At 72.4% G+C, this 13065-nt stretch carries 10 protein-coding genes and 1 pseudogene; 5 read left to right on the top strand and 6 right to left on the bottom strand.

Features of this window, described 5'->3' with window-relative positions; genetic code table 11:
• The first annotated feature begins 229 nt into the window (after positions 1–229).
• Entirely contained in the window at positions 230–1273 is a 1044-nt protein-coding gene (locus ACTMTU_RS05575; protein WP_441262323.1) for a S66 family peptidase, read from the top strand.
• Between the two features lie 278 nt (positions 1274–1551).
• Here ACTMTU_RS05575 and ACTMTU_RS05570 read toward each other — a convergent pair whose 3' ends face one another.
• From ACTMTU_RS05570 to ACTMTU_RS05555, 4 genes are all read right to left on the bottom strand, one after another.
• Positions 1552–2244: a ribonuclease H family protein gene (locus ACTMTU_RS05570; RefSeq protein ID WP_441262322.1), complete on the bottom strand. Its 693-nt coding sequence runs from the start codon at positions 2242–2244 to the stop codon at positions 1552–1554.
• Positions 2245–2487: 243 nt separating this feature from the next.
• Complete coding sequence (locus tag ACTMTU_RS05565) at positions 2488–2850, bottom strand: hypothetical protein (RefSeq protein ID WP_441262321.1); 363 nt, start codon at positions 2848–2850, stop codon at positions 2488–2490.
• 473 nt (positions 2851–3323) lie between these two features.
• Positions 3324–4142, bottom strand: coding sequence for an isocitrate lyase/PEP mutase family protein (locus tag ACTMTU_RS05560; RefSeq protein WP_441262320.1), 819 nt, complete (start codon positions 4140–4142; stop codon positions 3324–3326).
• 96 nt (positions 4143–4238) lie between these two features.
• Positions 4239–6338 (bottom strand): SpoIIE family protein phosphatase, encoded by a 2100-nt coding sequence (locus ACTMTU_RS05555; RefSeq protein ID WP_441262319.1) that lies wholly within the window; start codon positions 6336–6338, stop codon positions 4239–4241.
• Between the two features lie 691 nt (positions 6339–7029).
• Here ACTMTU_RS05555 and ACTMTU_RS05550 point away from each other — a divergent pair.
• On the top strand, positions 7030–8757 hold the full coding sequence (locus tag ACTMTU_RS05550; protein ID WP_441262318.1) for a SpoIIE family protein phosphatase: 1728 nt from the start codon (positions 7030–7032) through the stop codon (positions 8755–8757).
• A 66-nt stretch (positions 8758–8823) separates the two neighbouring features.
• On the opposite strand, the gene ACTMTU_RS05545 is transcribed toward ACTMTU_RS05550, so the two are convergent.
• Complete coding sequence (locus ACTMTU_RS05545) at positions 8824–9528, bottom strand: hypothetical protein (protein ID WP_441262317.1); 705 nt, start codon at positions 9526–9528, stop codon at positions 8824–8826.
• Between the two features lie 171 nt (positions 9529–9699).
• On the opposite strand from ACTMTU_RS05545, the gene ACTMTU_RS05540 reads away from it, so the two are divergent.
• Positions 9700–10203, top strand: coding sequence for a GNAT family N-acetyltransferase (locus ACTMTU_RS05540; RefSeq protein ID WP_441262316.1), 504 nt, complete (start codon positions 9700–9702; stop codon positions 10201–10203).
• Between the two features lie 61 nt (positions 10204–10264).
• Here the strand turns inward: ACTMTU_RS05540 and ACTMTU_RS05535 are convergent.
• Positions 10265–10384, bottom strand: a pseudogene (locus tag ACTMTU_RS05535) (RidA family protein); the annotation flags it as partial.
• Between the two features lie 2 nt (positions 10385–10386).
• On the opposite strand from ACTMTU_RS05535, the gene ACTMTU_RS05530 reads away from it, so the two are divergent.
• Both ACTMTU_RS05530 and ACTMTU_RS05525 read left to right on the top strand, forming a co-directional pair.
• Positions 10387–10725 carry a winged helix-turn-helix transcriptional regulator gene (locus ACTMTU_RS05530; protein ID WP_441262595.1) on the top strand — a complete coding sequence of 113 codons (339 nt, stop codon included), beginning with the start codon at positions 10387–10389 and terminating at the stop codon, positions 10723–10725.
• 165 nt (positions 10726–10890) lie between these two features.
• The gene (locus ACTMTU_RS05525) at positions 10891–13011 is read left to right on the top strand and encodes a SpoIIE family protein phosphatase (protein WP_441262315.1); all 2121 of its coding nucleotides are present in this window, start codon (positions 10891–10893) and stop codon (positions 13009–13011) included.
• Positions 13012–13065: the final 54 nt, after the last annotated feature.

The raw sequence follows: 13065 nt of genomic DNA, 5'->3' as shown, positions 1-13065 counted from the left end.
ACTTCCCGGCCGCGGCCCGTCGTGCCGCTCCACGACCGGTGCCCGTCGCAACCGCGCGCCGGCCGGCAACCGCACGCCCCGTCACGAGCCGGCGCCTTCCTCGACCCTGCCCGGCCCGACCACATGCCCTCCTGGACCGCGTGCCGTCCGCGAACGGAGGGGTGAGCGTGCGGGACACCGCCGAGCAAATCGTTTCGGCCGCGGGTCCGCCCGGTCCTACGATCACGAGATGACGGCTTCCCTGTACCCCGCCAAGCCCCGCCCCGGAGACCGGGTCGCGGTGCTGTCCCCTTCCTCCGGTCTGCCTGGACACCTTCCCCTTCCCTATGAGTTGGGGGTGCGCAGGCTCCAGGAGGACTTCGGGCTGAAGGCGGTGGAGTACCCGACGACCCGGAAGATGGGCGCGACGCCCGAGGAGAGGGCCGCCGACATCCACGCGGCCTTCGCGGACCCCGACATCAAGGCGGTCATCGCGAGCATCGGCGGCGACGACCAGATCACCGTCCTCCCTCACCTCGACGGCGACCTTGTCCGCGCCAACCCGAAGCCCTTCTTCGGCTACAGCGACAACACCAACCTGCTGCTGTACCTGCGCGATCTGGGCATGGTCGCTTACCACGGCGGTTCGGTGATGGTCGAACTCGGCCGACCCGGCGCGATGCACCCGCTGACGGCGGAGTCGCTCCGGGCGGCGCTGTTCACGTCGGGCGAGTTCGAGCTCACTCCCTCGCCCACGTACGGCGACGTCAACCGGCCCTGGGACGACCCGCGGACCTTCGAGACCGAACCGGAGACGGAGCCTTCCGAAGGCTGGTTCTGGCACAACGGCGACCGGGTGGTCGAAGGAGCCGGCTGGGGCGGCAACCTGGAGATCCTGTCCTGGCTGCTGATGGCGGGCAGCTTCAGGGAACCGGTCGACCCGTACGCCGGCAACGTGCTCTTCCTGGAGACCTCGGAGGAGATGCCGCGTGCCCAGGACGTCTTCTTCATCCTCAGGAGCATGGGCGAACGCGGGCTGCTGCGGCAGTTCCCCGCGCTGTTGATGGCCAGGGCGAAGAGCTGGTCGTTCGAGAACCCGCTCGAACCGCAGGCCCGGGCGCGCTACCGCCGGGAGCAGCGCGAGGCCGTCCTACGGGCTCTCGACCGGTACGCCCCCGACACCATGGCGGTGTTCGACGTCGACTTCGGCCACACCGACCCGCAACTCGTCGTCCCCGTCGGAGGACGGATCCGGGTCGACGGCCCGGCGCGCCGCATCCACGTCACCTACTGAGCCGCAGCCCGTCCACGGCGTGGCCCTGCGGCCGGTGGCGGCCAGGTCTTCCCCGCCGGGAACGACGGGCACAGCCGCTCGCGCCGGGGAGCGCCTGCCACACGCACGGAGAGCGCTCCCTGTCCGGGACTACGGCACAGGGGGCGGCACCTCAGTGCAGGACCATCAGCGTGACGGCGCGAGCGCGGTGACGCAGTGGACGACACGGACGCCGGCGACCTCGACGCCGCCGCCGCCGCGCGCCTCTGGGGGCGGGGTGGGCGCCGGCGCGCCGGAGTTCAGCCGCCGTCCGTGGCGCAGGCCGGGTGGCCCCAGCCGTCGGGGTTCTTCGCGATCGTCTCTCCCTTGGCGTAGGGCCGGCCGCAGCGGCACCGGCCGGGGAACTTCGCCGCGACCGAACCACGGGAGGAGGAGCCCGCCGCCGATGAGCGCCGTTCCGCGGGCCGCCTGTTGCGTCCCGAGGTCGCGGGCCGTGACACCGGCTCCGGCGGGGGCAGGGCGGAGCCGGCGGCCGACCCGGCCGGCTCCTGGGAGCGGGCCGTGTGGCTCGCGGCGGCGTCGGCGGCCGCGTTCAGGGCGTCCCCGTCGACCTGATGCGCGGGGGTGTACACGAAGGTGACGTCCCGGCCGGTCAGCAGCGTGTCTATGGCGACCACCAGGTCCCGGTTGGCCACCGGCGTGCCGGCGGCCGTCTTCCAGCCCTTGCGGCGCCAGCCCGGCAGCCAGGTCGTGACCGCCTTCATGGCGTACTGCGAGTCCATGCGCACCTCGAGCGGAACGACCGGGTCGGTCGCCTGGAGCAGCTCGCGCAGCGCGGTCAGCTCCGCCACGTTGTTCGTGGCCCTCCCCAGCGGGCCCGCCTCCCAGGAAGCCACCTGGCCGTCCTTACCGGCAACGACCCACGCCCAGGCCGCCGGCCCGGGATTACCCTTCGACGCCCCGTCACACGCGGCGATGATCCGTTCCACCATGCACCCGATGCTGTCACGCCCCGCGCACGGGGTCCGCACGGCCCGGCCGTCCCCGGGCGCGGCGGCTCCGCGCAGCGAGCCGTGCGGGTGAGGACCCGCGGGCTCGCGGCGGGGGCGGCGGCGTCCGAGGCACGCCGCCCCCGGCCGGGCGAACGGCCCGGGTGCGGTGCGGTGCGGAAATGCTTCATATCTCCGCCGCACAATTGCCGTTTCTTCACAGACCTGAACGTCCCGTGAATTCTTTCAGAGGCGCCGCAGCCGCGACGCCGCACCGTGCCCGATCAGCAGATAAATCACTGCGGGCAGCCCGTAATTGAGCAGAACACGGAGGCCTTCCGTGTCCATCGTGAAAATATCCTGTGACCACCAGGCGAGCAGGTCGGCCATTCCGTGCACGAACTCGACAAAGATGTTGGACCGGTTCGCCTCGAGCAGGTGGAGCAGGACCCACAGCCCGAGGAACGCCGCGGCGATGTCGGCGATCGTGTGGGTGATCAGGGCTGCCCGACGCGTGCCGGACCCGTCCCCGCCGCGTACGGAACGGTGACCGCTGCCCTGGGTGGGGTCGTACTGCCGGTGGTCCGGCAGGGGTTCGGTATTGCTCACTGGATTCCCAATCTGGCGCATAGACAGCCTCGACGGCACGGAAACGCGGTCAGCGAACAGAGAGAGAACCACAGCGGAGAAATCCCGGCCCGGACCGCAGAGGGTCGCTCTTTTTTGCGCCCCTGCCGGGAACTGCGCCATGCATGGATGAAGCGTTACACGGAGATCGAATCAGGTCCGATTTCACCGGCTACGCCAATTCCTGTCGCACGGATACCGATCGGTCCGGATCGTCGCCCGCGCGACACGGCGGCACAAGGCGTCCGGACCGACACGGGCACCGCGCCCCGCGCCGGCATCCCCGTAAGGGTCCGGCGTTGGTCGCAGCCACCGCACCGTACTGCCCGGCTCCGCGCCGCCGTCCCCTCTGCGGACGCCGTGATTGTCACGCCGGGGGACCGTCCTGAACTTACCTGCGAGGTCGGCTGCGGGCGGCCAGGTCCTCGACCGCCGCGCGCGGGCGGGCGGGCCGGTCAGCGGGGCCCGGAGAGCAGCCCGTTGAGCTCGGGGAAGGCGATGCCGTCGGCGAGGGAGCCGTAGCCGCCGGTGTCGAGGAGTTCCTGCGCGGCTCGGCGGGCGGCGGCGTAAGCGGCCTGCGCCACGCCCGATCCGAGGCTGACACGGGCCACGCCGAGGTCGCCGAGCTCGGCGACCTTCGGTGCGCCCGGGCCGGCCATGACGTTCAGCGGTACGGAGATGTCTCGGGCCAGGGCCGCGATCGTGGCGGTGTCGGTGACACCGGGGACGAAGATGCCGTCAGCGCCGGCGTCGACGTACGTGCGTGCCCTGTCAAGGGTTTCGGCGAGCCGGGTGTCCGGGTCGCCGAGGGCGAAGAGGTAGGTGTCGATGCGGGCGTTGAGGAAGAGGTCCGCACCGGCCCGGTCGGCGGCCTGCCGGGCGGCGGCCAGCCGTGCCGCGAGTTCGCCGGGGGGCCGGGCGCCGTCCTCGATGTTGACGCCGACGGCGCCCGCCGCGAGCACGCCGGTGACTGTCTCCGCGACGTCGGCCGCGTCCTGGCCGTACCCGCCCTCGATGTCGGCGGTGACCGGGACCGCGACGGCGGCGGCGATCCGGGAGATCAGTTCCAGTGCCCGCTCGCGGGTGAGGGCGTCACCGTCCGGCGAGCCCAGCGACCAGGCGACGCCGGCGCTGGTGGTGGCGATCGCGGGGGCGCCCGCGGCCTCGATGACGCGGGCGCTCGCGACGTCCCAGGCGTTGGCCAGTGCCAAGGGTCGCGACGAGGTGTGCAGGGAGCGGAAGCGGCGGGCCTGGTCCGGCCGGGTGGTGAACATGCGGGCAGTCAAACACCGCCCGGTCGGCGCTGTCCGGCAGGAATCCGACATCGACGTCGGACGGAATGGGCTTCCTGCCGGGCGTGTGACGGGGCGTCATGCGCCCGGCAGGGCCTGCTCCGCCCAGATGGTCTTGCCTGTGGGGCCGTACCGGGTGCCCCAGCATTCGGTGAGGCTCGCGACGAGCAGCAGTCCCCGGCCGCCCTCGTCGAAGGCGCGGGCGCGGCGCAGATGGGGGGCGGTGCTGCTGCCGTCGGACACCTCGCAGATGAGGGCGGTGCCGCGGATGAGGCGCAGCCGGATGGGGGCACCGCCGTAGCGGATGGCGTTGGTGACCAGTTCGCTGACGACCACTTCCGTGGTGAACACGGCGTCGTCCAGGCCCCATTGCTCCAGCTGGGCGGCGACGTGCTTGCGCGCCTGCGAGACGATGGACGGGTCCGGGGGCAGGTCCCACGAGACGTGGTGATCCGCGCCGAGGCGGCCCGCGCGCGCGAGAAGGAGCGCGATGTCGTCGCCGGGCCGCTCCGGCATCAGGGCCGCCATCACGGCGTCGCAGGTGTCCTCCAGCGATCCGGCGGGACGGGTGAGCGTCTCGCGCAGCACGGCGAGCGCGGCGTCGATGTCCCGTCCGGGGGACTCGATCAGGCCGTCGGTGTACAACGCGAGGATGCTGTGCTCCGGCAAGTCGAAATCCGCTGCTTCGAACGGCAGTCCGCCCACCCCGAGTGGCGGGCCGCCGGGCAGCGGGATGTGGGCGGAGCTGCCGTCGGGACGGACGAGCACCGGCTCCGGGTGACCTGCTCGGGCCATGGTGCATCGCCCGGAGACGGGGTCGTACACGGCGTACAGACAGGTCGCGCCGGAGACGGCGGAGCCGCCCGCGGGGTCCACCGACTCCTCCCGGTCCAGTTTCAGCACGATGTCGTCGAGCTGGGTGAGCAGTTCGTCGGGGGCGAGGTCCACGTCGGCGAGCGTGCGCACGGCGGTACGCAGCCGGCCCATGGTCGCCGATGCCTGGACGCCGTGCCCGACGACGTCGCCGACGACCAGGGCGACCCGGGCGCCCGACAGGGCGATGACGTCGAACCAGTCTCCGCCGATCCCCGCGCCCGCGGTGTTGGGCACGTAGCGGGAGGCGACCTCGACGGCATGCTGCCGGGCCGTCCGCCGGGGCAGCAGGCTGCGCTGCAGCGCGAGGGCGGTGGCGTGTTCACGGGTGTAGCGGCGGGCGTTGTCGACGGCCACGGCGGCCCGCGCGGCGAGTTCCCCGGCGAGCAGCAGGTCGTCGTCGTCGAAGGGTTCGGGCGTGCGGTGGCGGGAGAACACGGCGAGCCCCAGGGTGATGCGTCGCGCGGTGAGCGGAGCGACCACCATGGAGTGGATGCCGTGTTCGCGGATGCTGCGCACGCGATCGGGGTCGTCCGCCTCCCACAGCCGCAGTTCCTCCTCGTCGACGGCGAAGCGCGCGGCCTCTCCCCGGACGAGCACGCGCCCCATCGCCGACTCCCGCGCGAAGGAGTGCCGCGCGCCGACGGGCAGCACGGACTCGGGGCAGCCCTCCAGGACCGAGTGCTGAGCGGCCCGGTGGAACACGATGGTGGCTCCCGGCTCCGGGGCGCCGGGTTCGTCGCCCGCGAGTACGGGGGCGAGGAGGTCCACGGTGACGAAGTCCGCGAAGCTCTCCGTGGCCATCTCGGCCAGTTCCTCGGCGGTACGGCCCACGTCCAGTGTGCTCCCGATGCGCATGCTGGCCTCGTTGAGGACGGTCATGCGTGTGCGGGCGCGATACTGCTCGGTGGTGTCGAGGGTCACCACGCAGCAGCCGTGCACATGTCCGGAGCCGTCCTTGACCGGTGAGATGACCGCCGTCCACACGCCCTCGCGGCCGAGGTCGGGGCGGAGGAGGGTTTCGTAGCTTCGGCCCTTGCCGGTGGCGATCACCTCTTCGACCGCGGCTTCCAGGCCCTCCGCACCCTTGATCACGACACCCGGTTCCACTTCGCCCGGCTTCAGACCGATGAGCTGCTCCAGGGTTATGGTCACCGACTCCAGGGTGGCCCGATTGGCGGACACGAGCCGGGCCCGCCGGTCGAAGAACACCACGGGCACGGGCAGCTGCTCGATGATCCACCACGGCAGGCCGGCGGGGCCGTCCCCGCCGGGGCCCGGCCGGCCGCTCACGTCTTCGTCCATGGGGACCTTCACTCGCCCTTCGCCGTACGACCGCCCCGCCGAGCCGGCTCTCCTCCAGCATGCTCCCGCGCTCACCCCCTCGCCAGGGCGGTGCCGCGGCACCGCCGACCCCCGGCCTCCGCACCTTGACAGCGGCGGACGGCCCGGCCGGAGCGCCCTGGCCGCACGGGACCGGGCGTCCCTCGGACGAGGCGTCCCCCGACGCCGCCCGAGGGCGGCCGCCCGGTGCCCAACGGCGGGAGACCCGGCGCGGTCGTCCACGACCTGGCCGACCGTGCCAGGGGCGTCGTCCCGGCCGGGCCCGGTTTCACCGGATTCCTCCGCCGTCCCGCGGAACGCCTCGACCCGGTCGGCGCGGGTGGGGACCACGGCCAGCGGCTGACGCCGGCAGCCGTGGAAGACCGTGGTCACCGACGCCCGCTGACGGCGACGGGCGCGAGCTCCGGAGCGGGCTCGGGCGCACCGCCGGCGGCTCGGCGGGCCTCTGCGTCGAATACCGTGGACGTCGTCCTCTCCGGCCTGCCGGTCATGGCGTCACCAGGTCAGGGCGAACCCGTCGAATCCGGTGCAAGGCACCGGGGCCCGGTGGAGCCGCGAGCGTCACATCCGCCCGTCGGGGCATGTGGAGAGACAGCAGGGACGGACGACGGACGGCGGAATGGGCCCTTCGGCCAGGGGAGGCAACCACAACATGACGGACCCCAAGACGGTGGAGCCGGTCGACCGCCGGTCTCCGGAGAAGGCGCTGGAGACGCTGACCATGGCGTTGGACGCCCTGCGTACCGGCGCCTATCTGACGGACGACGAGGGATGCATCATCGGCGTCAACTCCGGGGCCGAGCAGCTTCTGGACCGGACCGCGGCGGAGCTCCTCGGTCAGGACGCCCACGACATGCTGCACCGCACCCGCCACGGCGAGCCCATCGCTCGGGCCCAGTGCCCGGTGCGGCAGGCCGTCTTCGCCGGAGGCACGGCGCAGGGAACGGGCGAGTGGATGGTGCGTGGGGACGGCTCGATGCTGCCGGTGTCGTGGCTGTCCACGCCCTGCGAACTCGATGAACGGACCACCGCCACCCTTGTGATCTTCCATCCCCGCGACGTCCCGGGTCCGGCCGCTGCGCTCCCGGACCGGCCCACCGCGTCGCTCTCGGAGCTCGAGCGGCTGGCGCTGCTGGCCGAGACGACCACGACTCTCACCTCCACGCTGGACGTCGACGAGGCGCTGCGAAGACTCGTGAACCTGGTGCTGCCCCGCCTCGCGGACTGGGCCGTCGTCGACCTGATTACCGAGCGCGACGAGGTGTGGCGCCGCGCCGTCGTGCACGTGGAGGACGAGGCGCTGGTGCACAGGGAGGAACTCCAGGGGCCGATGCCGCCGGTACCGGAAGGTTCCCCGATGCCCCTGTCCCGGGCCCTGCGCGGCGTGTCGTCCGCGCTGGCCGGGCCTGAGACCTACCAGGGCCCGCCGGACTCGGGCATCGCGGTGGAGCAGCGCCGCCTGTTCGACGCGACCGGCATGCACTCGGCGGTCATCGCGCCCATCCGCGGCGTGCGGGAGATCCTCGGGGCCGTCACCCTGGGCCGCTCCGAGCGGCCGGAGCCGTTCACCGCGGCGGACGTCGCGCTGCTCGAGGACATCGCGCGCCGGGCGGGCCTGGCCCTGGCGAACGCCGGCCTCTACCAGCGGCAGCGCAAGGTCGCAGAGACCATGCAACGTCATCTGCTGCCCCAATTGCCGAGCGTGCCGGGGCTGGAGATGACCGCCCGCTACCTTCCCGCGCCCAACGCCTCGCAGGTCGGCGGCGACTGGTACGACGCGTTTGCCCTGAGCGACGGTGCCACGGCCCTGGCCATCGGTGACGTCGTCGGCCACGACCTGGACGCCGCCGCCGGCATGGCGCAGCTGCGCAACATGCTCCGCGCCTACGCCTGGGCGCAGCACGAACCGCCGAGCAAGATCGTCGAGTGGCTCGACGACGCGTCATTGCACATCGCCGAAGCCTCCATGGCCACCCTCATCTACGCCCGGATGACGGTGGCCGACGACGGGCAGCCCGAGCTGACCTGGACCAACGCCGGCCACCCGCCGCCTCTGCTGGTCACGCACGACGGCGTGGCCGACTACCTCACCGGCGGCCACGGCCTCCTCCTGGGCATCGCGGCCGCCCACGGGGTGCCGAAGGGCCGCGTCGACGCGACCGTGACTCTGCCGCCGGGGTCGACCCTCGTGCTGTACACCGACGGCCTGATCGAGGCCTCGGGTCATTCCCTGGACGAGGGGCTGGAGCGGCTGCGCCGGAACGCCGCGTCCCTGGCCCACCGACCTCTGGAGCCCTTCACCGACCGTCTGCTCGAGCGGTCCCGCCCGCCGCAGAACGAGGACGACGTGGCGCTGCTGGCCGTGCGGATCCCTGGCTGAACCCCGTCCGTGCGGGCCGCCCCCGGCACCGTACGCCGGCAGCCGGCGGCGGCCTTCTCGGTGGGCTCAGGGGCTGTATGGGGCGTCGCTGTGGTGGAGCTCGGCCATGACGGGGCCCGCCACCCGGTAGACGGCGGTCCGCCTGATCGTCACCACAGCGGCAGGGTCGGCGTCACCGCGGGTGAGGTGGACGACGGTGGCCTGCCTCGGGGGCGCCGTGGAGATCTCGACGGACTCCACGGGCGTCCTGTCCCCGAGCGAGACCGCTGCGGCGGGTACCGGCGTGCCTGCGTCGTTGCGCCAGGTGACCAGGGCGTAGAACCTGCCCGTGCCCTCCGTCGTCACCTTGATGGGCGCCACGGCGTCCGGCGCCGCGTCGCCGGTCATGTCGCCGATGTCGCACTGCGGCTGGAGCTCGATGACGATGCCGTCGCCCTCCCACCGCCCGTCGGTGAACGAGATGGATCCCGCGGGGGCGTCCGGCAGCCGCAGCTCGGAGTTCTGCAGTTCCGCGTTGCGGAGCCGGTCGCAGGTCAGCCCATCGGCCGGCCTGTCCGACGGGCGGGGCGAGGGCTTGGCGGATTCCTTGCCGTCGTCGTGGCCCGCACCGCCGCCGGGCGACTGCGAAGAACGGCCCCGGTCGGGCGACTTGGCTCCCGGGCCCTTGCCGTTGCCGCCGTCCGTGTCCTGGCACCCCACTGCCACTGATGCCAGGACGAGCGAGGCGATCAGCCACGATCCCCGTCTTGTCAGGCCTCTGGTTCCGTTCACCGCAGGTCCCCCCGATTTGTCCGCACACCGGACCGCGAGCGCGGCCGGCACGGTCGGAGACGCGCCTGAATTCCCCCCGGTTGCGGACGTCATGTACCAGGCACTGCCGTCCCCACCTACGACTGGTGCTCCAGCTGTGGTTCGTGATGATCGGTGGGGCAGAGTGGGGGCATGACTACGTACGAGACGATGTCGTTCCACCTTGAGACCGAGCGGCTGATACTGCGGCCGTGGTCCGAGTCGGACGCCGCTGAGTTCTGCGCCCTCCTCGCCGAACGCGGCAAGGGGACCCCTACGGTCGAGCACATCCGTACGTCCATCGCGGAGCTGCTCGCCGCGACGGCGACCACGGGGATCGCCCTGTTGCCCATCCAGCGCCGCGACGAAGGCGACTTCATCGGCTATTGCGGGCTGATCATCGGCCGCTCCACCCTGGAGGAGCCTGAAATCGCGTACGAGTTGTTCCAGCGTGCGCATGGGCGCGGCTACGCCACCGAGGCGGCCGGGGCAGTGCTCGATGCCGCGATCGCGACCGGGCGGAAACGGCTCTGGTCGACCGTCGGCACGTGGAACACACCGTCGCTCCGTGTCCTTGAGAAGCTCGGGTTCGAGCGGGATCACGTCTCCACGGAGGACAACGGTGAAGTGGCCTGGCTGACACGTACGTTGCCGTGACACGAGAGCGCTCCGGCCGAGGGACGTCCGTCGAGGTGCAGTCCCTCGGCGAGGAGCCTGTTCAGTCGAGGACCGCGGTGGCTTCGACCTCGACCAGATGGTCCGGTACGTCCAGTGCCGCAACCCCCAGCTGCGTGCCGGGCGGTACCGGCGTGACCCCCAGCTTCGCCGCGGCCCGAGCACCTGACGCGCGCGGACTCCCTGGCCCGGGAGATCTTCTCGGACGTCGCCAACAAGTGGGCGTTCCTGATCATCGAGTCCCTCGGTGAACGCACCCTGCGCTTCAGCGAGTTGCGGAACGAGATCGAGGGCATCAGCCACAAGATGCTCACCCAGAACCTGCGCATGCTGGAGCGCAACGGCCTGGTCGAACGGGACGTGCACCCCACCGTGCCGCCACGCGTCGAGTACACCCTCACCGAACCGGGCCAGGCCCTGCGCGCGACGGTCAGCGCCATGTGCGGCTGGAACCACCGGTACCTCGGCCATATCGAGGCCTCCCGCCGCCGCTTCGAGACCTGACGGAGCCCCGGCCGCACAGCGGGGGTCGTCCCGCTCGAGTGCCGACAGGCCCGTACGCCGTGGCGCCACCCACCGGCGGAGCCGGCCCTTGCCCCGGCGCAGGCGAATGTGCCATGCCCTGCGGGTCGGCGTAACGTCCCGTATAGGCGACGCTGGAGGTGCCTCGTGACCAGCACGGGCGACCCGGCCGTCGACGTCGGTGCGGTGGATGCCGCGCTCGCGGAGACGGTGCGGCGCACTGGTGCCGCGATCGGTGCTCTCTATCTGCTCGCACCGGACCGACAGGTGCTGCATCTCGAGGTGTTGTGCGGTGCGCCGGCCGAGTTCGCCGCCCCCTGGACGAGAGTGCCGGTCGCCGCTCCGGCCCCGGTTGCGGACGCCCTCCGCGACGACCGCCTGATCTGGGTGGGCAGCCAGGACGAGATGGCCCGCTCCTATCCCCGCACGGCGGTCGCGCTCCCCTACCCACTGGCGCTGGCCGCCGCACCTGTCACCGGCGTCCTGCGGTGGGGCTCGCTCCTGCTGATGTGGCCCGCCACCCGCCCGCCGCGGATGAACCGGCGGGAGCGGGCCCACATCACTTCGGCCTGCCGGAATCTGGCCCGGCTGCTCGAGGAGGCCGCCGAATCCGGCACTCCGGTCCACCGCAGCGAGCCCCGCATCCTGCCCGTCGTTGCCGGGCGGCCGGACGCGACGCCGGCAATGGCCGCCGCCGACTTCGCCGAGCGTCTGCCCGGCGGTTCCTGCTCCCTCGACCTGGAAGGGCGCATCACCTATCTGAGCTCGGGGGCCGCCGAGCTGCTGGGCCGCGACGCCGGTCAACTGCTGGGTACGCTGCCGTGGCAGTCGCTGCCCTGGCTCGACGACCCCACGTACGAGCACCGCTACCGTGCCGCGGTGATCAGCCGCGAGCCTGTCGCCTTCACCGCATGCCGCCCACCGGACAGGTGGCTGGACTTCCAGCTCTACCCCGACGCGAGCGGCATCAGCGTGCGCATCGTTCCCGCCGATGCCGGGTCGTCCCCCGCGCCGTCCCGGCAGTCCCTGAACTCCGCCTCACCGGCCCGCGCCGGCCAGCTGTACCAGCTCGTGCACCTGGCCGCCGCCCTCACGGAGGTCGTGGGCGTCCAGGACGTCGTCGACCTCATCGCCGACCAGATCATGCCGGCCTTCGGCGCCCAGGGCCTGGTCCTGTCCGCGGCCGAAGCCGGGCGGCTGCGGATCACCGGGCATCGCGGCTATCCGTCCCACGTCGTCGAACGCCTCGACGGCCTGCCGCTGGACACCTCCTTCACCCCCGCCGGTCAGACCCTCACCACCGGCATCCCCTCGTTCTTCTCCGACCCCGAGCAGATGCGGCGGATCTACCCCGAGGCCCCGGTGATCAGCGGTAAGCAGGCCTGGGCCTTCCTGCCGCTGATCATCTCCGGCCGGCCCGTCGGCTGCTGCGTCCTGTCCTACGACCACCCCCATGCGTTCAAGGCGGAGGAACGCGCCGTGCTGACCTCGCTCGCCGGCCTCGTCGCACAGGCCCTCGACCGCGCCCGCCTGTACGACACGAAGCAGCAGCTCGCCCACGGCCTCCAGCAGTCCCTGCTGCCGCACAGCCTTCCCGCGGTCGACGGCCTGCGGGTCGCGGCCCGCTATCTGCCCGCGACCCGCGGTATGGACATCGGCGGCGACTTCTACGACCTGCTCCGCCTCGGCGACGCCGCCGCGGCAGCGGTGATCGGTGACGTTCAGGGACACAACGTCGCCGCCGCAGCGCTGATGGGGCAGGTTCGCACCGGTGTCCATGCCCACGCCACCCTCGGCACCTCGCCCGACCAGGTGCTCTCGCGGACCAACCGGCTCCTCACCGACCTCGACCCGGGCCTGTTCACCAGCTGTCTCTACGCCCACCTCGACTTCGCCCGCGGACGCCTGTGCGTCGCCACCGCCGGCCATCCCCCGCCGCTCCTGCGCCTGCCGGACCGGCACACCGTCCCCATGGACGTCTCCCCCGGTCCGCTCCTCGGTGTCGATCCCGATGCCACCTATCCCGTCACCGAGATCCCCCTCACCGCGGGTCTGATGCTGGCCCTCTACACCGACGGCCTCGTGGAGTCACCGGGCGTCGACCTCGACGACTCCGTCGCACGACTCGCGCACTGCCTCGACCGCGCCGACGGCCTTGACCTGGACGTGGTCATCGACGACCTGCTGGAAGAGGTCCGCCCCACCCGGCAGAACACGGACGACATCGCGCTCCTCCTGCTCCGGGTGGTCACCGGCCCTGGACGGTGAACGGCTCGGGCCGCCCGAGTCCCGGGACCCCGGCCGTCCTCGCGTCCGCCGGCC

Source organism: Streptomyces sp. OZ13 (assembly GCF_052068155.1).
Classification (GTDB): Bacteria; Actinomycetota; Actinomycetes; order Streptomycetales; family Streptomycetaceae; genus Streptomyces.
The sequence above is the reverse complement of the archived record's forward strand: the minus strand, read 5'-3'. Positions and strand labels throughout refer to the sequence as shown.

What these genes read in the sequence shown, in the direction of transcription:
- ACTMTU_RS05555 (WP_441262319.1), bottom strand. Translation starts at nt 6,338, where the DNA reads ATGGACGAAGACGTGAGCGGCCGGCCGGGCCCCGGCGGGGACGGCCCC.
- ACTMTU_RS05550 (WP_441262318.1), top strand. Translation starts at nt 7,030, where the DNA reads ATGACGGACCCCAAGACGGTGGAGCCGGTCGACCGCCGGTCTCCGGAG.
- ACTMTU_RS05540 (WP_441262316.1), top strand. Translation starts at nt 9,700, where the DNA reads ATGACTACGTACGAGACGATGTCGTTCCACCTTGAGACCGAGCGGCTG.
- ACTMTU_RS05570 (WP_441262322.1), bottom strand. Translation starts at nt 2,244, where the DNA reads ATGGTGGAACGGATCATCGCCGCGTGTGACGGGGCGTCGAAGGGTAAT.
- ACTMTU_RS05560 (WP_441262320.1), bottom strand. Translation starts at nt 4,142, where the DNA reads ATGTTCACCACCCGGCCGGACCAGGCCCGCCGCTTCCGCTCCCTGCAC.
- ACTMTU_RS05575 (WP_441262323.1), top strand. Translation starts at nt 230, where the DNA reads ATGACGGCTTCCCTGTACCCCGCCAAGCCCCGCCCCGGAGACCGGGTC.